The sequence below is a fragment of the Dyella humi genome, from assembly GCF_044904605.1.
In the GTDB taxonomy this organism is placed as follows: Bacteria; Pseudomonadota; Gammaproteobacteria; order Xanthomonadales; family Rhodanobacteraceae; genus Dyella_B; species Dyella_B humi.
Map to the genome: position 1 here is coordinate 274,837 of NZ_JADIKI010000021.1, position 25,497 is coordinate 300,333.

21 protein-coding genes are annotated in these 25,497 nt (G+C 61.4%); 12 read left to right on the forward strand and 9 right to left on the reverse strand.

Annotated features, from left to right (window positions below; genetic code table 11):
• Positions 1 to 101: 101 nt before the first annotated feature.
• Positions 102 to 2,735 carry a TonB-dependent receptor gene (locus tag ISP18_RS01740; RefSeq protein WP_380016421.1) on the reverse strand — a complete coding sequence of 878 codons (2,634 nt, stop codon included), beginning with the start codon at positions 2,733 to 2,735 and terminating at the stop codon, positions 102 to 104.
• A gap of 66 nt (positions 2,736 to 2,801) precedes the next feature.
• Complete coding sequence (locus ISP18_RS01745; RefSeq protein WP_380016423.1) at positions 2,802 to 3,926, reverse strand: glucokinase; 1,125 nt, start codon at positions 3,924 to 3,926, stop codon at positions 2,802 to 2,804.
• Positions 3,927 to 4,297: 371 nt separating this feature from the next.
• On the opposite strand from ISP18_RS01745, the gene ISP18_RS01750 reads away from it, so the two are divergent.
• The 6 genes from ISP18_RS01750 to ISP18_RS01775 all read left to right on the forward strand — a co-directional run bounded on the left by ISP18_RS01750 (position 4,298) and on the right by ISP18_RS01775 (position 10,545).
• On the forward strand, positions 4,298 to 5,335 hold the full coding sequence (locus tag ISP18_RS01750) for an aldo/keto reductase (protein ID WP_380016425.1): 1,038 nt from the start codon (positions 4,298 to 4,300) through the stop codon (positions 5,333 to 5,335).
• Positions 5,332 to 6,219 (forward strand): amidohydrolase family protein, encoded by an 888-nt coding sequence (locus ISP18_RS01755; protein ID WP_380016427.1) that lies wholly within the window; start codon positions 5,332 to 5,334, stop codon positions 6,217 to 6,219. The genes ISP18_RS01750 and ISP18_RS01755 overlap by 4 nt, the downstream gene beginning before the upstream one ends.
• 24 nt (positions 6,220 to 6,243) lie before the next feature.
• Positions 6,244 to 6,990: an SDR family oxidoreductase gene (locus ISP18_RS01760; RefSeq protein ID WP_380016429.1), complete on the forward strand. Its 747-nt coding sequence runs from the start codon at positions 6,244 to 6,246 to the stop codon at positions 6,988 to 6,990.
• Positions 6,991 to 7,007: 17 nt separating this feature from the next.
• Entirely contained in the window at positions 7,008 to 7,859 is an 852-nt protein-coding gene (locus ISP18_RS01765; protein ID WP_380016431.1) for a fumarylacetoacetate hydrolase family protein, read from the forward strand.
• 55 nt (positions 7,860 to 7,914) lie between these two features.
• Positions 7,915 to 9,231 (forward strand): L-fuconate dehydratase, encoded by a 1,317-nt coding sequence (locus ISP18_RS01770; protein WP_380016433.1) that lies wholly within the window; start codon positions 7,915 to 7,917, stop codon positions 9,229 to 9,231.
• 159 nt (positions 9,232 to 9,390) lie between these two features.
• A complete protein-coding gene (locus ISP18_RS01775; protein ID WP_380016435.1) occupies positions 9,391 to 10,545 on the forward strand; it encodes an alpha-hydroxy acid oxidase in 1,155 nt (384 codons plus the stop codon).
• Positions 10,546 to 10,661: 116 nt separating this feature from the next.
• On the opposite strand, the gene ISP18_RS01780 is transcribed toward ISP18_RS01775, so the two are convergent.
• Positions 10,662 to 11,018, reverse strand: a complete 357-nt coding sequence (locus tag ISP18_RS01780; RefSeq protein ID WP_380017597.1) for an L-rhamnose mutarotase — start codon at positions 11,016 to 11,018, stop codon at positions 10,662 to 10,664.
• On the reverse strand, positions 11,018 to 12,295 hold the full coding sequence (gene fucP / locus ISP18_RS01785) for an L-fucose:H+ symporter permease (protein WP_380017598.1): 1,278 nt from the start codon (positions 12,293 to 12,295) through the stop codon (positions 11,018 to 11,020). Before fucP ends, ISP18_RS01780 begins: the two co-directional genes overlap by 1 nt.
• Positions 12,296 to 12,491: 196 nt before the next feature.
• Between fucP and ISP18_RS01790 the strand changes: the two genes are divergently transcribed.
• The 5 genes from ISP18_RS01790 (at position 12,492) to ISP18_RS01810 (ending at position 18,988) form a co-directional block, all read left to right on the forward strand.
• Positions 12,492 to 13,271: an IclR family transcriptional regulator gene (locus ISP18_RS01790; protein WP_380016437.1), complete on the forward strand. Its 780-nt coding sequence runs from the start codon at positions 12,492 to 12,494 to the stop codon at positions 13,269 to 13,271.
• Positions 13,272 to 13,308: 37 nt separating this feature from the next.
• Positions 13,309 to 14,661, forward strand: coding sequence for an alpha-L-fucosidase (locus ISP18_RS01795; protein ID WP_380016439.1), 1,353 nt, complete (start codon positions 13,309 to 13,311; stop codon positions 14,659 to 14,661).
• 348 nt (positions 14,662 to 15,009) lie between these two features.
• Complete coding sequence (locus ISP18_RS01800; RefSeq protein ID WP_380016441.1) at positions 15,010 to 16,167, forward strand: glycosyltransferase; 1,158 nt, start codon at positions 15,010 to 15,012, stop codon at positions 16,165 to 16,167.
• On the forward strand, positions 16,164 to 18,113 hold the full coding sequence (locus ISP18_RS01805; protein ID WP_380016443.1) for a glycosyltransferase family 39 protein: 1,950 nt from the start codon (positions 16,164 to 16,166) through the stop codon (positions 18,111 to 18,113). The genes ISP18_RS01800 and ISP18_RS01805 overlap by 4 nt, the downstream gene beginning before the upstream one ends.
• Positions 18,114 to 18,220: 107 nt before the next feature.
• Positions 18,221 to 18,988: a CHAD domain-containing protein gene (locus tag ISP18_RS01810; RefSeq protein ID WP_380016445.1), complete on the forward strand. Its 768-nt coding sequence runs from the start codon at positions 18,221 to 18,223 to the stop codon at positions 18,986 to 18,988.
• A 6-nt stretch (positions 18,989 to 18,994) separates the two neighbouring features.
• On the opposite strand, the gene ISP18_RS01815 is transcribed toward ISP18_RS01810, so the two are convergent.
• Positions 18,995 to 19,432: a universal stress protein gene (locus tag ISP18_RS01815; protein ID WP_380016447.1), complete on the reverse strand. Its 438-nt coding sequence runs from the start codon at positions 19,430 to 19,432 to the stop codon at positions 18,995 to 18,997.
• A 490-nt stretch (positions 19,433 to 19,922) separates the two neighbouring features.
• Here ISP18_RS01815 and ISP18_RS01820 point away from each other — a divergent pair, with 490 nt between their 5' ends.
• The gene (locus tag ISP18_RS01820; protein WP_380016449.1) at positions 19,923 to 20,795 is read left to right on the forward strand and encodes an NAD-dependent protein deacetylase; all 873 of its coding nucleotides are present in this window, start codon (positions 19,923 to 19,925) and stop codon (positions 20,793 to 20,795) included.
• On the opposite strand, the gene tadA is transcribed toward ISP18_RS01820, so the two are convergent.
• The 4 genes from tadA to folD all read right to left on the reverse strand — a co-directional run bounded on the left by tadA (position 20,766) and on the right by folD (position 25,475).
• A complete protein-coding gene (tadA, locus tag ISP18_RS01825; RefSeq protein WP_380017599.1) occupies positions 20,766 to 21,260 on the reverse strand; it encodes a tRNA adenosine(34) deaminase TadA in 495 nt (164 codons plus the stop codon). The two genes, ISP18_RS01820 and tadA, sit on opposite strands and share 30 nt — an antisense overlap.
• Before the next feature lie 79 nt (positions 21,261 to 21,339).
• Entirely contained in the window at positions 21,340 to 22,920 is a 1,581-nt protein-coding gene (gene guaA, locus ISP18_RS01830; RefSeq protein ID WP_380016451.1) for a glutamine-hydrolyzing GMP synthase, read from the reverse strand.
• Between the two features lie 148 nt (positions 22,921 to 23,068).
• Positions 23,069 to 24,526, reverse strand: a complete 1,458-nt coding sequence (gene guaB, locus ISP18_RS01835) for an IMP dehydrogenase (RefSeq protein WP_380016453.1) — start codon at positions 24,524 to 24,526, stop codon at positions 23,069 to 23,071.
• Positions 24,527 to 24,620: 94 nt separating this feature from the next.
• The gene (gene folD / locus ISP18_RS01840; RefSeq protein ID WP_380016455.1) at positions 24,621 to 25,475 is read right to left on the reverse strand and encodes a bifunctional methylenetetrahydrofolate dehydrogenase/methenyltetrahydrofolate cyclohydrolase FolD; all 855 of its coding nucleotides are present in this window, start codon (positions 25,473 to 25,475) and stop codon (positions 24,621 to 24,623) included.
• Between the last annotated feature and the right edge of the window lie 22 nt (positions 25,476 to 25,497).

Sequence of the window (25,497 nt, forward strand, 5' to 3'; positions counted from 1 at the left end):
ATGACGGCCGGACAGATTATGGCGAGGCCATCACAAAAATAAAAAAAACCGATCGCGGGAGTAAGGGGAAGATACTGGTCCGCGATCGGTACTGCGAAAACTTACAGCTTGAAGTTCACACCCAGTGCAAAGGTGCGACCGTTCTTGTACATGCCGATGGGCGCGTACTTCACGCCGTTGTACCAGTAGTAGGTGGAATCGAGCAGATTGGTAGCGCTGGCGGTCACGCCCATCCAGGTGTTGACCTGATAGGCAACGGTGAAATCCAGTTCCTTGTACGCATCCGCGAATACCTGTGAATCCAGCCGGCCGATCTGCGTGAAGTAGGCCGAGCGCCGGCTGTAGTTGACGCGTGCCGACCACGGACCATGCTCGTAGTACGGGATGATGTTGATCGTGTCACGCGACAGGTACGGCATGTTGTAGCCGTTGGTGGTGTTGGCGTGCGCGTAGGTGAAGTTGGTCTGCACGCCGAAGCCCAGACCGAGCTCTTGCTGGTACAGCAGCGAGATGCCGCGAACGTCGGCGTTGGCGGCGTTGACCGGCGTGCTGACGCTGTAGGTGGCGCTCTGACCGGTGGTCACGTCGTACAGCGTCTGGTCGGTGGTCTTGGTGATGATGTACGTGCCGATCTTGCGATAGAAGAACTCGCTCGACAGCAAGCTGGTGGGTGCGAAATACCACTCGGCGGAGAAGTCGAAGTTGGTTGACTGGTATGGCCGCAGATTCGGGTTGCCGCCGCTCGCCGTGTGCTGACTGTCGTCGATCGTATAGTCGCCGGCCAGATCCGAGTAACGCGGACGCGCAATCACCTTCGAACCAGAGAAGCGCAACACCTTGTCGCTGTCCAGATCGTAGATCAGGTTGAAACTGGGCAGCGGCCGCTTGAACGAGGAATTCGTCGTGGCGGGCGAGAAGGTGCTGCCACCATTGACGCTGTTCCAGTAATTGGAAGTGTCCTGAGTATCGACGTAGCGCACGCCGAAGTTGCCGCGCAGGCCGATGTCGCTCTTGAAGTTGAGCTGCGCGTAAAAATCCTTGGTCACTTCCTTCACGCCGAAGGACGAACCATAGTCGATGTGGTAAGCACCTTGCGGCAACGACTTCAGATAGCTCTGCACATCGCTGAGGTTCGCCGTGGCCCAGTTGGTGAGGTTGCCGCTGGCGCCCAATCCATCGAACAGGCCGCTCGGCGTGCCGCTTGGGTCGAACTGGGTTAGCGAGATGTCGCTGGTGGCGTAGATCGAGTTGCCGTAGGCATTGGAGTTATTGATGTGATTGATGTACTTGCCGCCGACCTGCAGCGAGGTAAACGGTCCCCAGGTGAGGTCACGCGAAGCATCGAACTGCGCGTAACGCTCGCGATCGCCGGTACGCGAATAGTAGATACCGCCAGCCTGCTGCCCAGAAGCCAAGCCCCAGTTGCTGGCGTTGGCGTTGTCGTAATTGACGCTGGTGTTCACGCCGTTGTAGCCGAAGTTGTAGCCGCCCGACTGCAGCAGATACTTCATCAGGTATTCGGGATCCTTGCCGCCGGTGGCGCTGGTGTAGCCCACCTGGCTCTCAAAGGTCCACAGATCGCCGTAGAAGTCGTGCTTGAGGTTGAGGCTCTTGGTATCGACGTGGGTAACGCGGTAATTGGCGTCCAGTTCCGCATAGGGCTGGCCGTTGCCGGTGTTCGCTGAGACCGTGCCGGACGTGATGTAGCCGTTATTCAACGTGACCGCAGTGATCTTGTTGTGGTCGCCGCAGCCCGGGCACACGTATTCCGATTCGCTGTAGTTGTTGTACGTGCCCTTGATGTAGAGCCCGGTGAGGTTGAACTCGTTCTTGTCGTTCGGCCGCCATTGCAACGCCGTCTGCAGACCATTGCGCTCGCGCGTCTGCTGGAAGTACGAACTGTTGATGCCCACAGGCAGCTTGGCGGTTGCTACGTTGCCACTGCCGGTGACCGCCGCCGTGCTGGGAATGCCGCTACCGGTGTCGTAGCCGAAGAACTCAATACCGGCGCGCGACAGATTTTCTTTGTCGTGCGTTAGCGAAACTAGCGCGCCAAACGTGTTGCTGCTGTTCTTCCAGCTATACAGCACCGACCCGCGCGGATTGCCCTGCCCCGAACGATCGTTGTAGTTGTAGCCCGCCGAACCGCGCAGCGTGTTGGCTGGAAGATCGAGCGGCTTGCGGGTGTGGATGATCACCGTGCCACCGATGCTGCCTTCATCGATACGCGCTTCGGGCGACTTGTACACTTCCATCTGGTCGATGATTTCCGGCGAAATCAGCGTGTAATTGAAGGTACGTCCGCTGGTGTCGGTAGGGTTGCCGCCCCAGTCGCCGGAAGCGATCGTCTGTCCGTTGAGCAGCACGCGATTCAGCGCGGGATCGGTGCCGTTGATGCTCACCTTCTCGCCTTCGCCGAACTGGCGGTCCACGGTGATGCCCGGAAGATGCGACAGCGATTCGGCCGCGTTGGTGTCGGGAAACTTGCCGATGTCCACCGCGCTGATGGCGTCCACGATGGCGCCGGCTTCGCGTTTGATGTTCAGTGCCTTGTCCAAGCTACCGCGGTAGCTGGTCACAGTGATCGTCTGCAGCGTCTTGGCGTCTTTTTTCTTGGACTGCGGAGATGATGCGTCGTTACTGGTGCTCTGCACGGGCGATGTATCCTGCGCGTGCACGGCGAGACTCAATCCACAAAGGATGCTCGCACATAAAAAAGACCTGCGAAATGTCATTAATGCTCTCCCCGAGCTATGTACTGCCGCGTGTTGACCAGACTTTCGAGTGTCCCCGCAACGCTCTCAGCGGTCTGGTGGAAAAACTGCATCGCTGAATGCGATGCAGGCTTTGCGCTCGTCTCCCGTACGAGCGCCGTTATCCACGTGCATATCCCAGTGCCAGCCAGCCGCGCCCATCACGCCGTAGTGGCCGTGGTCCAGCACGCGAATCGGCAGCTTGTGCAAGAACGGACGCATCACGCCCTTATCGAGAAAGCGCTCGATCAGCGGGCTTGTGCGCAGAAAATCGATCATCGGAAACAAAAAGCCACCGGCCAGATAAATGCCGCCGGTGGCGCCGTAGAGCATGGCCAGGTCTGCCGCGAATGAACCCAGCCAGCCACAAAACAACGTGAGCGCCTCATGCGCGATCGGGTCGCGGCCTTCAAGCGCTGCGGCGGTTACTGCAGAAGGTTCGTGCAGCGACGGATAGCGATCGTGGATGGCGCACAACGCGGTGTAGATGCGATGCAGGCCGGGGCCTGAAAGCACCATCTCGTGCGAAACGTGGCTGTCCGGCTGCGCGAAATGCGCGAGTACCTGCTGCTCCCGCCCGACGCGCGCCGCCAATTGCGTATGCCCTGCTTCGGTGGCGATCACGCGTGAAGGTTGTCCGGGCAACCACACCGCAGCGCCCAGGCCGGTACCGGGTCCCACCACGATGACCGGGCCGGCATGCGCTTCCCGCGCCATGGGTGCTTTCAACACGGTCGCGCTGGCTGCTGCGCCGTGTCCGACTGCGTAGGCGAGCGCTTGCAGATCGTTGAGGAACCACACGTGATGCAGCGCCAGCCGCTCCTTCAGGTGCTGCAACAGCACCGGCCACGCCAGGTTCTTGTTGATCACCGAGCCGGCATGCATGTAGCCGGCACAGGCCATCACCAGCTCCCGCGGTTGCGCGTCGAGTTCCTGGCAGAAGCTGCGGACGATGTCTTCCAAATGGGGATGGTCGGCGCAGCGATAGACGCGATAAGCGGACACGCGCGGCTGCTGTCTGGCGCTCCCTCGCGTCATCAGGGCAAGACGGGCATGCGTACCGCCGATATCAGCCGCAAGAAAGCTGTCATCGCAGTTATTTGCGAGCACGGGGCCCGCCGAAACCACCCGCTCGCAGGGGGATGAAGCCGATAACAGTGCGCCCGCGGCCATGGTGGCTAATCCCCGAAGCCAGGCGTCAAGCCATGGAGCAAGCCATAGAAAACAGCCTTTTCTTCGGGACTTTCTGACAAAAACCACATAGGCCCGCCCCCTCTTTTCGCTCTTCGCCCCGGCGTGCCATGTCGGCCACCAGCAGCAGCGTGTTCATTAGCAAAATCACATTTCATATATGTTTTAGATCGAGCGAAATCCAAATGCAACAACTTTTTTCGATCGGCCGGTCCGGACAGGTTGCCGCACCTATGAATAGGTTGTTTATATATACACAGAGAATCAGATGCGCGATGATGCGCGAAAACAGGGTTGGCAACGGCGCGGAACTGCCTTGCCGTGGATGGCACAGCGAGTCATCGTGAGGACCAATGGCGGTATCAACGACCAAGCCGATCAAGCTGCATCAGGGTGAAGCTAGCGCTCGAAAACATGCCTGGCTTGGCTCGCAGCTGTCGTTCGGCGGCGCGCCGATCGGCAACCTATACGAGTCGGTGGACGAAGCTTCCGCCACCGCCACCATCGCGCATGCGTGGCAATGCGGCATCCGGCATTTCGACACCGCCCCCTACTACGGCTATGGCTTGAGCGAGACACGGCTCGGCGACGCATTAAGTGACGTGCAACGCGAAAGCTTCACGTTGTCGACGAAGGTTGGCCGCCTGATTGAAGACGACACGCAACAGAACAGCCATGCCGACGGCTTCATCGTGGACGGCCATCGTGCGCGTTTCGATTACAGCCGCGACGGCGTGCTGCGCTCGTTCGAGGCCAGCCTTGCGCGCCTGCGCACCGATCACATCGACGTATTGCTGCTACACGACATCGGCGTGCTGACGCACGGCGAACATCACGCGGCGATCCTGCGCCAGGCGCTGGACGAAGCCTTGCCGGCGATGGCGGAACTTCGTGCGCAAGGCGCGTGCAAGGCGATCGGCATCGGCGTGAACGAAGAAGCCGTATGTCTGGAAGTGATGCCTCGCTTTCCGCTCGACGTGATCATGCTGGCCGGCCGCTACACGCTGTTCGAGCAGCAGCACAGCCAGGGCGTAATGGCGCAAGCGCAGGCGCGCGGCGTTGCAGTGCTCGCGGCAGGCCCGTACAACTCCGGCCTGCTCGGCACAGCGCAAGGCCCCGGCAAGTTCTACAACTATGCGCCCGCCGATGAAGCGGTCATCGCCCGTGCTCAGCATTTTTATGATGTGCTCGCTCGCTCGCACACCGACGTCGGTGCGGCCGCGCTGCAATTTCCGTTGGCACATCCAGCGGTGGCGAGCGTCGTATGCGGGCTACGTTCAATCACGGAAGTCGATCAGGCCGCCGCGCGCATGCACGCCACCATTCCTGCCGATGCATGGCGCGCCTTGCGCGACGCCGGCCTGCTGCAGGAGGGGGTTCCCACACCATGATCATTGTCGATGCCCATCAGCATTACTGGCAGCCTGCGCGCGGCGACTACAGTTGGCTTGCGCAGGCGCCGGTTTCGCTGCAACGGGCATTTCTGCCGACCGATCTACGCGCGCAGCGCAAAGCAGCCGGCGTGCACTACAGCGTGCTGGTACAGGCCGCAGCCACCGAGGAAGAAACGCATTACCTGTTCGAATTAGCGCAAGAAGATGATGCTGTGGCCGCCGTGGTCGGCTGGGTCGACATGGAAGCCGGCGACGTCGGTGCACGCATCGATGCATTGATCCGCGATGGTCGCGGCCTGTTGCGTGGATTCCGCCCTATGGCGCAGGACCTTGCTGATCCGGACTGGCTGGCCAGGCCTTCGCTCGATCGCGCCTTCGACTGCATCCAGGATTGTGGCCTCACCTTCGACGCACTGGTCGACATGCGTCAGCTCCCTGCTCTGCTGCGTCGACTGCGTCGACATCCGCAACTGAATATCGTGCTGGATCACGCCGGCAAGCCCGCCATCGGCGACGGCCGTTTCGACCAGTGGACAAGCTGGATCGACGAACTGGCCCAGCATTCTCAATTGCATTGCAAGCTTTCGGGCCTGCTTACGCTGCTGGGCGAACCGGTGCATGAAGACGCCATCGAGCCTTACGTGGCCGATCTGTTTTCGCATTTCGGCCCCGAGCGCCTGATGTGGGGTAGCGACTGGCCGGTACTGACCACGCATGCCGATTACGAGCACTGGCTGCACGTGGCCATGAGCTTGACCGAACGCTACGCGGCGGGCTCGCAGGCGGAAGTGTTCGCTGCCAACGCCGTGCGTTTCTACGCGCTGGATATCGATTTACAGAATCAAGGAGTACGCCGTGACCTCACTCATCACGCGATGTAACGCGCACTGCAAGGAGAAAAGATCATGAGCGGGCGTCTTTCTGGCAAATACGCGCTGATTACCGCAGCCGGCGCAGGCATCGGCCGCGCCTCTGCCCTCGCCTTCGCGAAGGAAGGCGCCAAAGTGCTGGCCACCGATATCAACGCCGAAGCGCTGGCCAGCCTTGCCGCCGAGCATCCGGCTATCACCACGCGCACGCTCGACGTAACGCAGCCCGAGCAGATCCAAGCGCTGGTGAACGAAAGCGGTGCACTCGACGTGCTGTTCAACTGTGCCGGCTACGTGCACGCCGGCACCATCCTGGATACCGATGAAGCAAGTTGGCGACGTTCGTTCTCGATCAACGTCGACAGCATGTTCCACCTGTGTAAGGCGGTGCTGCCGGGCATGCTCGAACGCGGCAAGGGCAGCATCATCAACATGTCGTCGGTGGCGTCCAGCGTGAAGGGCGTGCCCAATCGTTTTGCGTATACCAGTACCAAGGCAGCGGTGATCGGTCTTACCCGCTCGATCGCGGCGGATTTCGTGGCGCGCGGCATTCGCTGCAACGCGATCTGCCCCGGCACGGTGAAAACGCCTTCGCTAGGCGATCGCGTGCGAGCACTGGGCGGTGATGAAGACGCGAACTGGCGCAGCTTCGTGCAGCGCCAGCCGATGGGCCGCCTCGGCGAGCCCGAAGAAATTGCCGCGCTGGCGCTTTACCTCGCCTCCGACGAATCCGCTTTCACCACCGGCACCATCCATATCGTGGACGGTGGCTGGTCCAACTGAACATCTGAGGGAACGCCATGAAACTCGTACGCTACGGCACGGCCGGCAAGGAAAAGCCAGGCCTTATCGACGTGAACGGCGGGCTGCGCGATCTGTCTTCCGTCATCCATGACATCGATGCGCAAGCGCTTGGCCGCGAAGGCCGCGCGCGCGTTGCCGCGATCGATCCGCAAAGCCTTCCGCTCGTATCCGGCGAACAACGCTATGGCGCGCCCGTCGCGCACGTAAGCAAGTTCATCTGCGTGGGTTTGAACTACAGCGAGCACGCTGCGGAAACCAACGCGCCGACGCCGGAGCAACCGATCCTCTTCATGAAGGCCACCAGCGCCGTCATGGGGCCGAACGATGACGTGGTCATTCCCAAAGGCTCGGTGAAGACCGATTGGGAAGTGGAACTTGGCGTCGTGATCGGCGAAACCGCGCGCAGCGTCAGCGTGGAAAACGCACTCGCGCACGTGGCCGGCTACGTGGTGGTGAACGATCTCTCCGAGCGCGAGTTCCAGCTCGAACACGGCGGCCAGTGGGTGAAAGGCAAGAGCTGCGACACTTTCGGCCCGATTGGCCCATGGCTGGTCACCACCGATGAGGTGCCCGATCCGCAACAGCTTGGCTTGCGGCTGGAAGTGAATGGGCACCGCTATCAGAACGGCAATACGCGCACGATGATTTTCACCGTCGCGCAACTCGTCAGCTACATCAGTCGCTACATGACCTTGTTGCCTGGCGACGTGATCAGTACTGGTACGCCGTCGGGAGTCGGCCTCGGCCAGAAGCCGCCGGTATATCTGCGCCCTGGCGACGTCATCGAACTGGGTATCGATGGGCTCGGCACGCAACGCCAGCACGTCCGCGCGCATCCCGACGAATAACACTCCGCATGATTGCCCCTTTCCCACATCACCAGGATTCAAGGAAGGCCACTCGATGACCAAGATCACGGCACTGGACACTTACGACGTTCGCTTTCCGACTTCGCGCGAACTGGATGGCTCGGATGCCATGAATCCCGATCCGGATTATTCCGCCGCTTATGTCGTGATGCGCACGGACCAACACGGTCTGGCCGGCTACGGCCTTGCCTTCACCATCGGGCGCGGCAATGACGTGCAGAAAGCCGCCATCGATGCACTGGCCGATCACGTAATCGGGCTCGATCTGCACGAGGTCATCAGCGATCTCGGCGGCTTTTCGATGCGGATGATCGGTGACTCGCAACTTCGCTGGCTCGGCCCCGAAAAAGGCGTGATGCACATGGCGATCGGCGCCGTGGTCAACGCCGCCTGGGATCTCGCCGCACGCGTGGCCGACAAGCCGTTATGGCGCTTCATCGCCGACATGACGCCCGAACAACTCGTCGCCACCATCGATTTCCGCTACCTCACCGATGCGCTGACGCCCGCAGAAGCGCTGACCATGCTGCACGCGGCCGCGCCCGGCAAAGCCAAGCGCATCGAGCAACTGCTGGCGGAAGGCTATCCGGCCTACACCACCTCGCCTGGCTGGCTCGGCTATTCCGACGAAAAAATGCAGCGCCTGGCACGCGAAGCGGTTGCCTCGGGCTTCCGCACCATCAAGCTCAAGGTGGGCATGAACGTGGAAGACGACGTACGCCGCTGCCGACTGGCGCGCGCAACGGTAGGCCCGGATATCGCTATCGCCGTGGATGCCAACCAGCGCTGGAACGTGCCCGACGCCATAGCCTGGCTACGCCATCTGGCTGACGTGCAGTTGGAATGGGTGGAAGAACCGACCAGCCCGGACGACATCCTCGGCCACGCCACCATTCGTCGCGCCGTCGCGCCCGTGCCGATCTCCACCGGCGAGCACACGCAAAATCGCGTGGTGTTCAAGCAGTTGCTCCAGGCCGACGCGGTCGACCTGATACAAATCGATGCCGCGCGCGTCGGTGGCGTTAACGAAAACATCGCCATTCTGCTGCTGGCCGCCAAGTACGGCGTGCGCGTCTATCCGCATGCCGGCGGCGTGGGCCTGTGCGAGCTGGTGCAGCATCTGGCCATGGCCGACTTCGTGGCGATCACCGGCAAGAAAGAAGATCGCGCCATCGAATTCGTCGATCACCTGCACGAGCATTTCGTGGATCCGGTCGTGATTCGCAATGGCCGTTACATCGCGCCGAAGACGCCGGGTTTCTCGGCACAGATGCACACGAATACCCTCGCACAATATCGTTATCCGGACGGCCCGGTGTGGTGCGAGCCGCTAGACACCGCGAATGCGTAATGACTCCTTTCGGTACAACTACGGGGAGCGGCTCCCTCCCCTGCTTGCAGGGGAGGGTTGGGGTGGGGTGAACCCTTGCCTCAGACTTTCCCGCAAGCGTTCACCCCCTCCCGACCTCCCCCTGCAAGCAGGGGGAGGAGAGAAAAAAACGGAGCGCACATGACCACGCCCATCACCAACGTTGCCGATCTGCGTGAGCTTGCGAAGCGCCGTGTGCCGCGTGCCTTCTTCGAATACGCCGATCGCGGTTCGTACGACGAGGTCACGCTGCGCGCCAATCGCGCTGCGTTCGAGCGGATCGCCTTGCGGCAACGGGTGATGTGCAACGTCGACAACCGCTCGCTGGCCACGGATATCGTCGGCCAGCCTGTGTCGATGCCGCTCGCGATAGCGCCCACCGGTCTTACCGGCTTGCAGCACGGCGCCGGTGAAATTCTTGGCGCGCGCGCAGCTGAAAAAGCGGGTATTCCGTTCTGCCTCAGCACCATGTCGATCTGCTCGATCGAACAGGTGCGCGCCGCGGTGGAAAAACCTTTCTGGTTCCAGATCTACGTGATGCGCGACCGCGGCTTCACGCGCGACCTGATCCGGCGCGCCAAGGCGGCCGAGTGCTCCGCCCTGATGGTCACCGCTGATCTCACCGTGCAGGGCCAGCGCCATCGCGAAATCAAGAACGGCCTTTCCGTGCCGCCCAAGATCACGCTGCGCAACATCCTCGACATGGCCAGCAAGCCACGCTGGGCCTGGAGCATGCTGCGAGCGCCCAGCCGTTCCTTCGGCAACCTGCAGGGCCGCATCGACAACACCGATAGCTTGACGACGCTGGCGCAGTGGATCGCCAACCAGTTCGATCCCACGCTCGAATGGAAGGATCTGGAATGGATCCGCGAACTGTGGCCCGGCAAGCTGATCATCAAAGGCATTCTCGATGCGCGCGACGCACGCATCGCCGCGGACCTCGGCGTCGACGCCATCGTCGTTTCCAACCACGGTGGCCGCCAGCTCGATGGCGCGCCTGCCACCATCGACGTGCTGCCTTCCATTGTGCAGGCCGTCGGCGGTCGTACGCAGGTGTTGTTCGATAGCGGCATCCAAAGCGGACAGGATTTGCTAAAGGCCCTCGCTTGCGGTGCGCATGCGGGGCTAATCGGCAAAGCGTTCCTTTATGGATTGGGCGCTATGGGCGAAGCCGGCGTCACCAAGGCTATCGAACTGATTTGTCGCGAGCTCAGCGTGAGCATGGCGCTGACTGGGCAGACGGATGTGCGGCATATCACCTCGGACATCATCTGGCGGAATGTCCCCAGTTTGTAACCTCATGGCCGTCATTCCCGCGAAAGCGGGAATCCATTTGCTCTGATGCAAAGGCGAAGATGGATTCCCACTTTCGCGGGAATGACGGCCATTGGGGTTGCGAACCTGCGCGTCAATCAAGGCGCCGAAAGCGCTGCCTTCAACGAAAAGATGCGTCCCATCGGCACCCACTTCTGCCCTGCTTCGGCCCACGGCAGCCGCTGCTGATAACGATCCATCAACTGCTCCCATTCCTTCGTCTTCGCGTCGGCACCCTCCGTTTCACGCTTGGCGGAAGGAACGTGGTCATCGGCCATCTGCACCACCATCACCAACCGGTTGCCGGTGCGGAAGATTTCCATATCCTCGATGCCTGATGCGCGAATGGAAGCGACGATTTCCGGCCAGATCACGCCAGGGCGATGCCAGCGTTCGTATTCGGCAATGGCTGCGGCATCGTCCTTGAGGTCCAGTGCGTAGTAATAGCGTTGCATCAGTTCGCGCTCTGTGCGGCGCGCCGCCATGCAAAGAAACCGACGATGGCGAAGGAACACGCCGGCACGATCATCGCGTCGGCGATACTGGAATGATCGGATATCGCACCCATCACCGCGGTGAGCACCGCGCCGCCGATGATGGTCATCACCAGCATGGCCGAGCCGAGCTTACGCTCGTCATCGCCGCGCCCTTCCACACCTAGCGCGAAGATGGTCGGATACATCACGGACATGAAGAAGCTGCATGCGGCCAGCGCGCAGGCGCCGCTCAGACCAGGCACTGCGAGTGCGTAAAGCATCAACACCACGTTAATGGCCGCGAACGTCATTAGCAATCGCACCGGCGCTGCATATTTCATCAAGGCTGCCCCGGCAAAGCGGCCTACCATGAAGCACACCAGCTCGGCGGTCAGGAAGTTCGCCGCTTCGCGGTGCGTGGTGCCCGGCATGGATGCCTGCACGTAGCGGATGGTGTAGCTCCAGACGCCCACTTGCGCGCCCACGTAGAAGAACTGCGACAGCAGCGCGCCGATGAAGGACTTGTCACGCAGCAGCTTGCTCATCACGCCACCGCCGACCGCCGAGCTTGCGCTAGCGGTGTGCGCAGTGATCGGCCGCGGAAAACGCGTTATCAGGATCAGCAGCGCCCAGCAGAGCACCACGATGCCAATCACCAGATACGGCCACTGCACGGCGTGGGTTTCGCTCACGTAATACGCTGTTCGTTCCGCATCGCTCATCGCCGCGAGTTGTTCGGGTGTGTGCTCAACGCCCGAAAAGATGAAATGCTGCCCAATCAAAATCCCGGCGATCGAACCCAACGGATTGAAGGCCTGCGCCCAGTTGAGCCTGCGCGTGGCCGTTTCTGGTGATCCCAACAGAGTCACGAACGGATTGGCCGAGGTTTCCAGAAACGCGAGGCCGCTGGCGATCACAAACAGCGCGAACAGAAACATGCCGTAGGTGGCTCTTTCCGCGGCAGGCCAGAACAACAAGGCGCCGATGCCGTAGAGCATCAGCCCGAAGATCACCGCGCTCTTGTAGCCGAAGCGGCGCATGTAGATACCGGCCGGCATCGCGATCAGGAAATAGCCGAGATAGAACGCGCTCTGCACCAACCCCGCGCGAAAATCGCTGAGTACGAACGCCTTCTTGAACTGGGCGATCAAGACGTCGTTGAGGTTGTTGGCGCCACCCCAGAGAAAGAACAGGCTGACGATCAGTACCAGCGGCAGCCAGGAACGGCCGGCTTCCGAGGCGCCAGCGACCGGCACCGGGGGATTTTCTGCTGCTGTCTGCACTTCCACCCGCTTCTCCTACGATAGACCTCGGCCCCACTCCTACGTGACGGCCTCGCCTGTTTGTGCAAATATGAAACAGGTATTCATTGATAGCACAAGTCGCGTCGCAACATCCCATCGGGAAGTTTGGGCAAGATGCTGCGATGAGTCCAATCGACAAGGGGATGCCATGACCAATCCAACACCCAAGTACCGCGCGCCCGCGCTCGACAAGGGCCTGGATATTCTGGAACTGCTGGCTGGCTCCAGCGGGCCGCTGAGCATTGCTGAGATTTCCGAGGGTGTGGGCCGTTCCCGCGGCGAAATCTTCCGCATGCTGCAGGTGCTGGAAGAACGCGACTACATCGCACGTGGCGAAGGAGACGTCGGCTACTCGGTAACGCCCCGGCTGTTCCGCTTAGGGATGGAGCAGCCGCCGGTCAAGAGCGCCATCGAGACCGCACTGCCGATCATGCACCACCTGGCCGAAGCCTGCGGCCAAGCCTGCCACCTAGTGGTGCCGTCGGGGGAACAGATCGTGGTGGTGGCGCGAGTGGATCCCCCTGGCGAAGTGGCGCTGGTGGTGCGCGTCGGGCATCGCCGCCCGATGTCCCAATCCACCTCCGGTCACGTACTGCTTGCGTTCCAAGAAGAGCAGACGCGCGAACGCTGGCTGGACCTGATCATGCGCTTCGAACCCAACCTGGATCGAAAAAAATTGATGCGGTTGCTGAGTCAGTTGCGCACGCGCGGTTACGCCTGCGAGCGCAGCCACGTCGTGGAGGCGGTGACCGATCTTTCCGCGCCCGTGCTGCAGCATGGAAGCGCGGTGTGCGCGCTCACCATTCCCTATATCGATCAGCAAACGGCCACTAGCCATTCCACCGACGAGGTGATCGCCGCCCTGCTCCGTGCTACTGGCGAAATTTCCGAGGCGCTGCAGTTCGGATCGTCTCCCCGCAACAGCTGAATCTTTTACATCTCTTGAGAAAACGAGTTTTGCAACGATGCTGATACGTCGCGCTCTGCTGGCCGCTACCATGGCCACTGCTTTCTTCACCGGTCACGCCGCGGCGCAGAACTTCGCCGACGTCAAACCTTCGCCGCAGCAAACGCATTGGCAGGATCTGGAATTCGGCGTCATCGTGCACTTCGGCACCAACACCTTCCTGGATCGCGAGTGGGGTGACGGCACCGCCGATCCCAAGGTGTTCAATCCCGATCATGTGGATCCGAGTCAGTGGGCGCGCGCGGCAAAATCCGCCGGCGCCAACTACCTGCTGCTGGTGGCCAAACATCATGACGGTTTCGCGTTATGGCCCACCGAGCAAAGCCCCTATTCGGTGAAAAACAGCCCGTGGATGGCCGGCAAGGGCAACCTGGTCGAAATGACTGAGAAGGCCGTGCGCAAGGAAGGCATGGATTTCGGCATCTATCTGTCACCGTGGGATCGCCATGAGCCGCGTTACAAGGATTCGGCCGCCTACGACAAGTTCTACATGGCGCAGATGGACGAACTGGTGCAGAGCTACGGCCCGCTAGTGGAATGGTGGCTGGACGGTGCCGGCAGCGCGGGCCATGTCTACGATTTCAAGAAATACATGGAAGAACTGCGCACCTACCAATCCAACACGATGGTATTCGCGGACGTTGCGTTGTTCGGCTATGGCGATATCCGCTGGGTGGGTCAGGAGGACGGCCATATCCGCGGCGAAAACTGGAACGTGATCGACCGTCACAGCGAACTACGCTGGCGCCCAGTGGAAGTGGATACGCCGTTGCATAAATTGCAGTGGTTCTGGCATCCGGACAGCGACAAGACGCTCAAGAGCGTCGATGAGCTGATGGACATCTGGGAAAACAGCGTCGGCCGCGGCGGCCAGCTGATGCTCGGCCTCGCACCGAACCGCCATGGCCTGTTGCCCGAGGCGGATGTAAAACGCCTGAAAGAATTTGGAGACGCGCTACAGGCGCGCTACGGCGCGGATAAAAATCTGGCGCGAAATCATGCTCCCGCCGAGGCGAATGTCGGCGCAGCGCTGGACGGCGACCGCGACACATTCTGGTCGGCGCCCGAAGGCTCGCACAATGCCACGCTCGAAGTGGATTTCACCGAGCTCGTCACCTTCGATCACGCACTGACGATGGAATGGCTGAATGACGGCCAGTGTGTGCAGAAATATGCGATTGAGGCATGGGTGCATGACGCCTGGAGCCCGGTCGCCAAGGCCGAGGCGATTGGTCATGTGAAGATCGATCACTTCGCGCCGGTCACGGCTTCAAAGGTGCGGTTGAATGTTCTTTCGAGTGCATGCACGGCAAGGATTCGGGAGTTTCAGTTGTTCAGCGTCGACCGCTGACTTACGTCCTCTGTAGGTTGGGGTGAGCGCAGGCGAACCCTAACCTACGCCGCTGCGCAAGAAACCGACATCACGGCCTGTCCAAACATTCACCCATGGCCCTTTGTGACAGGGCGAAGCAACATGCGACATCCGTCGCATTTCGCACTGAGAAAACTAAGAATTAATTATGAAGAAAGGCCAGCTCAAGGCTTTTCTGACAACATCCTGCTGCACAATCGGCGTGCGATAGCCTTTCCAGCGCGCCGAACGGGGGATCCATACAGGACACCTAGCGTCGCCAATGGTCAACAAGGCGTCGGCCTGTACGTTTACCCTTCATTAGCTTCTGTCATGGCGGCATAGCGCGTGGACACATTGCACGTTCAAGCGATTAAGGCGGCACCAGCGCCTGAATCCGAAAGCCACTCAGGAGAGACACATTCGCAGGATGCGCCCATCCTTTCCCTCGTCATCTGCACGCTCGACGAGTACGAAGCCATTGGCGGCGTATTACGCGAACTCGGCGAACACCTGCAGGGCATCAGCCACGAAATCATCGTGGTGGACGATTCCGCCGATAACCGTACTGCCGACGTGGTGAGCGCCTACGCCGCCGAGCATCCGCAGGTACGGCTAGTTCGCCGCTATATGGCAAGCGGTTTGTCTTCGGCGGCCATCAAGGGTTGGGATGCCGCCCGCGGCCGGTTCCTGGCCGTCATGGATGGCGACGGGCAGCACGATCCGTCGTTGATTCGCGCGTTGCTGGACAAGCTTTCCAACCCGGATATCGACGTGGCGGTGGCCAGCCGCTATCTGGACGATTCGCGGTCGGGCCTGCATGGGTTGCGCCACCGACTGAGCCGCGCCGGTACCTGGCTGACGGACGTCACCCTGGGCGTGCCGCTGGCCGATCCGCTGAGCGGCTGCTTTGCGATGACGCGTGAATGGTACGCGCAGGTACGGCGGGAGCTCTCCGGCCTCGGCTTCAAGATTCTGATCGACGTGGTCGCTTCCGGCACCAGGAAACCGCATACCGCGCAGGTGCCCACATTGTTGCGTGCCCGTGCGGGCGGCGAATCCAAGCTGGATACGCGCGTGGTTATCGACCTGATCGCGCTGCTGATCGAAAAGCGCACGCGTGGTCGTTTTACGGCCTACGCGCTCATGCATGGCATGACGGTCTTGAGCGCATTGTGCGCACAGTGGTTGTCGCTAGGGCTACTTCTGCGACTTTCTTTGCCGCTATGGCTGGCCTTGCTGCTGTCGGTGGGCTTCGGCCTGGCCGGCCGTTTCGCGATGAACGTGTTGATGACGCCACGCTCGCGGCGTCCGCGCAATGCACATGATCTGCACCGTCAATGGATGACGTTCTGTATGAGTCGATGGACCGACGTTCCGCTTAACGCCTGCTTCGCCCTGGCACTATGCGCAGCCCATTGTCCATGGGCCATCGCCGTACTGGCCGGCGTATTGCTGGCAGAATGCCGCTATTACCTCGGGGTGAATGCGGGAGCGAGTGCGTGAATCAAGCGTTTCGGGCTCCAGCCCGCTGGCAGGCCGCCGTTTATGGACTGATCGCACTAGTCGCTTGTGCCGGGGCCTTCGTCGGGCTATCGGCCAGCGGGCTGTGGATCGATGAGCTGTTCACCGTCCACTTGATTCACCACAACGGAGGCTTCGGCGAAGTGTTTCGCCGTGCACTCACCGACACACATCCACCGCTCTACTACTTTTTTCTCTACGCGTGGACGCGCATGGCTGGCCTATCGGAAATCGCGCTGCGTTTGCCTAGTGCGGTTTTTGCCGTCGCTTCCGTTGTCATCTTCGCGTATGGCGCGCGCCGTGTATTGAGCCACGCAGCCATCGGTTTCGCGTGCGCGGTCGCCTCGGTATCCGCATTCTGGTTCGATCAATCGCAGAATGCACGCAGCTACGCGTTATGTTTCGCCCTTTCCGCCGGTTTGCTGTCCTGCGCCCTCGCCTTCCGTCACCGCGTGCGGGTACGCGCCGACTTTCCACTCGCGCATTGGATTGCACTGAGCGTGCTGGGCTTGATCGCCAGCCTCACGCATGCGTATTTGTTGTTGGCGCTGGGCATGGTGCTGCTGTTTCTTCTGCTCAGCGTGCCTTCGTGGCGCATTCGCGCGGCGCTGGTTGTCACCGGGCTAGTCGTGCTTGCGTTCAACATCGCGTACTACAAGCTGATGATGCATTCGTCCCAGCAGGATCTGCAAAGCCTGTGGTTCAGCAATAGCACCGGCTTTTTCAAGCAGCAGATCAGCTACGCCTTCTATGGCTTGATGGAGCGACAGGTCATCATCGTGACCGCGCTGCTGATCCTGTTCGGCATCTGGCAGAAAATGGCGGGCAAGCCGTATTTCATTCACGACGAACACGACACGCGTTGGGCCACTGCGCTGGCCGGCTTTGTGTTGATTGGTGTGATCGTTTGCGGCATCGGCGTGTCGCTGGCCGTCGCGCCATCGTTCTCGGATCGCAATCTGCTCACCTGCGTTCCGTTCGTTTGGCTGCTGGTCGGACGTCTCTACGATGCTGCTGGGCCACGTGGCTACACGCGCGGTAGCATCATCGTCGCCGCACTGTCCATGGTGCTGGTGGGCAGTTATCTGCTGCGATTGCCGATGCGCGAATTGCCGCGCCGGGAGAACTGGCGCGAGTCGGCGCAATTCATCTCGCAATTGCCCGGCTGTTCCGACCAGCTCATACCGGCGATGCTTCCCTATCGTTTCGGCCACGCGTCACCGTTTTTCCGCGCGCTTGCCGAACATGATTTCTTTGGCTACTACATGCCGTCGGGCTCGCAAATACGCGCGTACATGCCGGCTGAGCTGGCCGCACGCCACCCGGTTGAAGAACTTCCGTCGCTGTTTGCATCGCGTGCCACTAATGCGGATACGGGCGGCTGTCCGCTGCTGGCGTGGGCCATCCACGATATCGATGAATCTTCCGCCATGAAGGTCGCGCTAGACCTCGCGCGCCAGCCAGGTGTGGCACCACGGCGGGTGTTGATGCAGGAGTTCATTTCCTATCAGCCGCGTGGGGTGAAGTGGGACGACGTGCCGGATGGCTATGTCTATCTCGCGGTACCGAAAGCTTCACCCAGCCCGGTGATAAAGCCGCCGGTCGTGCCGAACGTCCCGTTGAACAACATCCCTTCGAACAAACTGAATGCCGCGGCGCTGGGCGATCGCGTCGTGGTCGAGTACCTGACTACCTATACGAATCCGGTCACACCTGCTTATCAGGTGGACGTCTACGCTATTCAGCGCTGGAGCAGAAAGAAATCCGTACGCGAGCCTGTACACGAGGATTTCCTGGCCGTACACCGCTTGACGTGCGATACACCCGTTACCAAGTCCAATTGGGACGTATGGCCCGATCCTACCTACCTCGGCTGCAGCAACCTGCCACCGCCAACGTCTGCCGGCGGCGTGAGCGGGCAGCTATGATGAGGGTTTGATCAAGCGCGAACATCACGCTTTCCCGGAGACTGTCTGGGATGATGAACAAGAGCACACAAAGCAGCCGGCCATCGTTGGGATTCGCCTTTAGGGCGATGGTTGCTGGAGAGTGCCGCACGCTGCAGCGCACGCTGGCCATGCGCAAGGATCGGCAGAAAGGCATTCATGAGGCGCGCAAATCCTGCCGTCGCCTGCGCGCCATGCTGCCGTTCCTGCCGCCCGAGCAACCAACAGAGGCGATCGATCAGGCGCTGAGAGCGGTAGTGCACGGCTTCTCGCCGCAACGCGATGCACATATCGCCGCACGCACAGCACAACTGCTGGCGACTCAACACAGAACCTGGCTGACGCCGGAAGTGATTCAAGGCCTGGAAAATCACGCAGCGCAGGTGCTCGAGGAAACGCTACGGGATGATCCGAATTGGCAGCACCGTCGCGTCGAAGCACGCCGGATCATCGACACGCTCGAAGTGCTGCCCTGGCAAGCCATCCGCCCTTCGGTCGCCAAGAGGACCTTGAAGAAAACCGCGCGCAAGATGAAAAAAGCGCACGAGGAAGCCGAAGCACAACGCACACCGGAAGCGTCACACCACTGGCGGCGGCGCACGCGCAAACTTCGCTATCAACTCGAGCTGCTGCGCAAGGCACGCCGCATGGCCGGTATGAAAAAACACAAGACAAAAGCCTACGGCGATTGGGCCAGGCATCTCTCCGCGACCACCGATCAACTCGGCTGGCGCCAGGATTTCCAGATCTTTCTGCAAACCGTCGAGCAGCTTCCGAATTCCACCGACGTGCGGGCACTGCGCCGAGCGCTGAGATCGAAATCCGCAGGCTGGTCGTTGGCCAACCCACCCGCGTAACGCTGCTTAGTGGCACACCAGCACGGGGATATCGCAACAACCGAGCACGCGGTTAGTTTCGCTGCCCAGCAGCATGCGATCGAGCGTGGCGTAGCCGTGCGTGCTCATGACGATCAGGTCGCAGTGCTGCTTCTTAGCCGCGCCGACGATGGCAACGTAAGGACGGCGATCGAAAGCGTATCCGCCGTGGCACGTCACGCCCGCCCTGTTCGCCATGTCCTCGATCTCGGCCAAGCGCTGTTGCGCACGTGTGATCGCGCGCTCCACGTGAGAATCGTCGGAGTGCTGAATAACATCGGATAAATACGCCACTGCGGCCAGCGGCGCCAGCACATGGAATGCGTAGATGCGGGCGCCCAGCGAGCGCGCCAGCCCGATTCCCATTTCCGCGGCGTGCATGGCGTAGTCGGAGCCATCCGTCGGAACCAGAATATGCGAGAACATGATGCCTCCTTCGGGTCAGAGAGCCTGTCTATGGTCTCTACGTAGCCCGCGTTGCGTCTGAGCGGTCGTCAGGTGGTAGTGCGCGGCGCAGCGCCAGACTGGCTGTCTGGTCAAGCCGCGCGCTGTCGCATGGCGACCGCTCAGACGCAACCCGAAGGGCCGGGTCTGTTTGCCCGCAATCCTGCGTCCTCGCTCGGTTACGTATCGACATACGCGCCCTCGCTCCTCCTGGTCTTGCGCACAAACAGATCCCGGCGCGGGCCACGTAGAGACCATAGACAGGCTCTACACCCTTCGCGAACGCATCGTATTCGTCAATGCGTCGGCCAGCGCTACGACTGGTACGCCGCCCGCCTGGCCCGACTTGGCCACGATTTTACACCCGGCAGAAAAAGGGGCGCGTGCCTCCCTCACATGCGCCGCAATGTTTTCGCTTGTGTTAATACTGGAGACGCCCCATTTCTTAGCGTACTTTCACGAAGAGGTCACCATGGCGCTGGCGGAAGCCATATTTCCTGCAACAAACGACGATGCCTTGCAGCGCTTCGTGGCGCAGCATCGCCGGTTGTTCGTGCTGACCGGCGCCGGTTGCAGTACCGATTCGGGCATTCCCGATTACCGCGATGCCGACGGCGGCTGGAAGCGCGCGCAGCCGGTGACCTACCAGGCCTTCATGGGCGAGGAATTCACCCGCAAACGCTACTGGGCGCGTAGCCTGGTGGGCTGGCGACGCTTCGGCAAGGCGCTACCGAACCCCACGCATCACGCCCTGGCCCGGTTGGAACAGCTCGACAAGCTTGAGTTGCTGCTCACGCAGAACGTGGATGGTCTGCATCAGCAGGCTGGTAACCGCAACGTGGTGGATCTGCACGGGCGCCTGGATACGGTGCGCTGCATGGGTTGCGAACATCGCTCACCACGCCACGCGCTGCAGCAAGCTTTGCTGGCGCTCAATCCGGAATGGGCCAAGCTCGATGCCAGCGACGCACCGGATGGTGACGCGGATCTGGACGGCCACGCCTTCGATACCTTCAACATCCCGCCCTGCCCGCATTGCGGCGGCATTCTGAAACCGGACGTGGTGTTCTTCGGCGAAAACGTGCCGCGCGATCGCGTCACCACCGCCATACAAGCGCTGGAGGCGGCCGACGCGATGCTAGTCGTCGGATCGTCCCTGATGGTGTTTTCCGGCTACCGTTTCGCGCACGCCGCCGCCAAGGCGGGAAAGCCGATTGCCGCGATCAACCTGGGACGCACGCGCGCCGATCCGCTGCTTAGCCTGAAGGTGGGGCAGTCTTGCGCGGAAGCTTTGGCTTTTTTGCACGCGGGGGTATCAACGACGCGCGCGGAAGAAGTCGCGTAGCAACGCCGCTGACTCTTCGGCCAGCAAGCCACCCTCCACCGCGATGCGATGATTGTGCCGCTCGGAAATCAACGTATCGAACACGCTGCCCGCCGCACCGGTCTTGGGATCGATAGTGCCGTAAACGACGCGCCCAATCCGGGCATGCACCAGCGCCATGGCACACATGGCGCACGGTTCCAGGGTGACGTACAGCGTGGCGCCGACGATGCGGTAGTTCGCCACTTTCTCGCCCGCCGCGCGCAAGGCCATGATCTCGGCGTGTGCAGTGGGGTCATGCAGCGTGATATTGCGATTCCAGCCCAGCCCGACGATCTGCCCGTCCTGCACTAGCACCGCGCCGACGGGCACTTCGTTTTCCGCGTCACGCGCGTGCTCGGCCAGCTGAAGCGCGCGGCGCATGTAGGCCTCGTCTTCAGGGCTGAAGGTCGGCGGCGGATTATCGGCAGTCAGTTCTTCAGCCATTTCATGAAGTTGGATGGCTTTGCTCATGTATGCAAGAGCAAGGGCTTGGCGTTAATGATGCGCCAAGCCCTTGATTCGATTATTCCCACTCGATCGTGGCCGGCGGCTTGCCGCTGATATCGTAAACCACGCGAGAAATACCGCGTATCTCATTGATAATACGGTTAGAAACCTTGCCAAGGAAGCTGTAAGGCAGCTCGGCCCAGTGCGCAGTCATGAAGTCGATGGTTTCCACGGCGCGCAGGGCAACGACCCATTCATAGGCGCGCGCATCGCCCACTACGCCTACCGACTTCACCGGCAGGAACACGGCGAAGGCCTGGCTGACCTTGTCGTAGAGGTCGGCGTTGCGCAGTTCCTCGATGAAGATGGCATCGGCGCGTGCCAGCAGTTCGGCGTATTCGGGCTTCACTTCGCCCAGGATGCGCACGCCGAGGCCCGGACCGGGGAACGGATGGCGGTAGACCATTTCGCGCGGCAGGCCGAGTTCCACGCCGATGCGGCGCACCTCGTCCTTGAACAGCTCGCGCAGCGGCTCGACCAGCTTAAGCTTCATATGCTCCGGCAGGCCACCCACGTTGTGATGGCTCTTGATCACGTGCGCCTTGCCGGTCTTGCTGCCGGCCGACTCAATCACGTCGGGATAGATGGTGCCCTGCGCCAGCCACTTCACGTGACCGTTGCCGGCGGCGGTGGCCTTGGCCGATTCCTCGTCGAAGATCTCCACGAACAGGCGGCCGATGATTTTGCGCTTGGCCTCCGGATCGGCCACGCCTTCCAGCGCCTTGAAGTAGCGATCGGCGGCGTTGACGCGAATCACCTTCACACCCATGTGCTCGGCCATGGTGGCCATCACTTGATCGCCTTCTTGCCAGCGCAGCAGGCCGGTATCGACGAACACGCAAGTGAGCTGATCGCCGATGGCACGATGCAGAAGCGCGGCGACCACGGAGGAATCCACGCCGCCTGACAAGCCCAGCAGCACGTGATCCTTGCCAACCTGCTCGCGAACGCGGGCGATCTGGTCGTCGATGATGTGCGCAGCCGTCCACAGCGTCTTGCAGCCGCAGATATCCTCGACGAAACGCGTAAGCAGCGCTGTGCCCTGTTTGGTGTGCGTGACTTCCGGATGAAACTGCACACCGTACCAGCGCTTGGCCTCGTTGGACATCGCCGCGACCGGAATACGATCGGTTACCGCCGTGACGGTAAAACCCGGCGGCGCCTTGGCAACGTGATCGCCATGACTCATCCACGCTTCCAGCGCCTGGAAGGAATCGTGATCGGTAAGGCCGCTGAGCAATTTGTCCGCGGCAACCACATCCACGCGCGCATGCCCGAATTCGCGCGCATCGGCCGCTTCCGTGGCCCCGCCCAACTGTGCAGCCATCGTCTGCATGCCGTAGCAGATGCCGAGAATCGGCAAACCCGAATCGAACACTTCCTGCGGTGCTTTCGGCGCGCCGTGTTCCGTGGTCGATTCCGGACCACCGGAAAGGATGATGCCCTTGGCGCCGAATGCGGCGATCTCTGCCGGGTTGTGATCCCACGCCCAGATCTCGCAGTAAACGCCAATCTCACGGATGCGCCGCGCGATCAATTGCGTGTACTGCGCGCCGAAGTCGAGGATGAGTATTTTGTCGCTGTGGATGTTGGACATGATTTGAAAGCAGGAAACGGGGAACGGGGAACGGGGAAGGTCAGCGCCGGTGCACTGCTCGGGCCACAAGGTTCGGGACAAAGCGCAGCGGAAATATCTTGCGCGCCCTACATGTTCCCCGTTCCCTGCTCCCTGTTCCCCGCTTCAATTACGAATTCAGCCGATAATTCGGCGCTTCCTTCGTGATCTGAATATCGTGCGGATGCGCTTCGGTCACGCCGGCTGAGGTCACTTTCACGAACTGCGCGTTGTTGCGCACATCATCGATCGTGGCCGCGCCGAGGTAACCCATCGAGGCGCGCAGGCCACCGATCAACTGGTGGATGATGTTGCGCAGCGGGCCGCGATACGGCACGCGACCTTCGATGCCTTCCGGCACCAGCTTGTCGGCGTCGGCTTCTTCCTGAAAGTAGCGATCCTTGGAGCCCAGCGCCATCGCGCCGAGCGAGCCCATGCCGCGGTAGCTCTTGTAGGAGCGGCCCTGGAACAGCTCCACTTCGCCCGGCGATTCCTCGGTGCCGGCGAACATGGAGCCCAGCATCACGGTGGACGCGCCGGCAGCGAGTGCCTTCGGGATATCGCCGGAATAGCGGATGCCGCCATCGGCGATCAGCGGGATTTCGTCCTTCAACGCAGTGGCCACCATGTCGATGGCGGTGATCTGCGGCACGCCCACACCCGCCACCACGCGCGTGGTGCAGATCGAACCTGGGCCCACGCCCACCTTCACCGCATCGACGCCGGCATGCATCAGTGCGATCGCCGCCTCGCCGGTGACGATGTTGCCGGCGATCAGCTGCACCTGCGGATAGGTCTTCTTCACCCACGCGGCGCGCTCGATTACGCCTTGCGAATGGCCGTGCGCGGTGTCCACCACGATCACGTCCACGCCGGCGTCGACCAATGCTTCGACACGCTGTTCGGTATCGCCGCCTACGCCGACCGCCGCCCCAACCAGAAGGCGCTCGTGCGCATCTTTGGCGGCATTGGGGTTATCTCGGGCTTTCTGGATGTCCTTGACAGTGATCAAGCCGCGCAACTGGAATGCGTCGTTGACCACCAGCACTTTTTCGATGCGATTCTTATGCAGCAGCAGCAGCACTTCGTCCTGGCTGGCGCCCTCCTTCACAGTGACCAGCTTTTCCTGGCGGGTCATGATGTTGCGCACAGGATCGTCGTGCTTGCGCTCGAAGCGCAGGTCGCGGCTGGTGACGATGCCGACCAGTTGCTCCCCTTCCACCACCGGCACACCAGAGATGTTGTGCGCGCGGGTGAGCTTGAGCACGTCGCGAATCGAGGTGTGCGGGGTTACGGTAATCGGGCTGCGGATGACGCCGGCTTCGAACTTCTTCACCAGGCGCACTTCGGCAGCCTGCTGCTCGGCGGTCATGTTCTTGTGGATGATGCCGATGCCGCCGTTCTGCGCCATGGTGATGGCGAGCCGCGCTTCGGTAACCGTGTCCATGGCGGCGGACACGATGGGGATGTTTAGCCGGAGGTTCCGCGTGAGCCGCGTGGAGGTATCCACGTCGCGCGGCAAGACTTGGGAATGGGCCGGGACGAGATACACATCGTCGTAAGTAAGGGCCTCGGCGAGTATGCGCATGCGAAAAGTCCCGCTGCAAAGAGAGGATTATACGCAGGAGTGAGGCGCGGCGCGAGTTTTGCTTTCGACTTTCCGGCGGGAAGCGGAAACGCTTTTAACCATCGCGAGCTTCGGCCGCTTCCAGCGTGTTTTCCATCAGCGTGGCAACCGTCATCGGGCCAACACCGCCTGGCACCGGCGTGATCCAGCTTGCACGTTCCGCAGCCGGTTGGAATTCCACGTCACCGACCAGACGTCCGTCATCCAAGCGATTGATGCCGACGTCCACCACCACCGCGCCCTGCTTCACCCATTCGCCCTTCACCAGCCCGGGCTTGCCGACCGCGACCACCAGAATGTCGGCTTGCCGCACGTAGCTTTCCAGGTCACGGGTGAAGCGATGGCAGCACGTGGTGGTGCAGCCGGCGATCAGGAGTTCCAACGCCAGCGGACGACCCACATGATTGGAAACGCCGACCACTACCGCATGCTGGCCGCGTACCGGCCGATCGGTATGGCCGAGCAAGGTCATCACACCGCGCGGCGTACAGGGACGCAAACCGAAACGACGCAGCGCTAGACGCCCCACGTTGACGGCCTGGAAGCCATCCACATCCTTGAGCGGATCGATGCGATCGACCAGGTCGTCTTCGTCGATGTGCTCCGGCAGCGGCGACTGCACCAGAATGCCATGCACGTCCGGATCGGCATTGAGCCGGTCAATCAATGCGAACAGCTCTTCCTGCGTGGTGCTGGCCGGCAGGTCGAAATCGTAGGAGCGAAAACCTACCTGGTGACAGGCCTTGCGTTTGTTGCGCACGTACACCGACGAGGCGGCATCGCTTCCTACCAACACCACCGCCAGGCCGGGTTCCATCTTGCCCTGCACCTTGCGTTCGCCGACGCGCTTGCCGATGCGTTCCAGCAATGCCTGTGCGATGCGTTTGCCGTCGAGTATGCGTGCGGTCATGGCGAGTCCTGGCCTGCGAAGC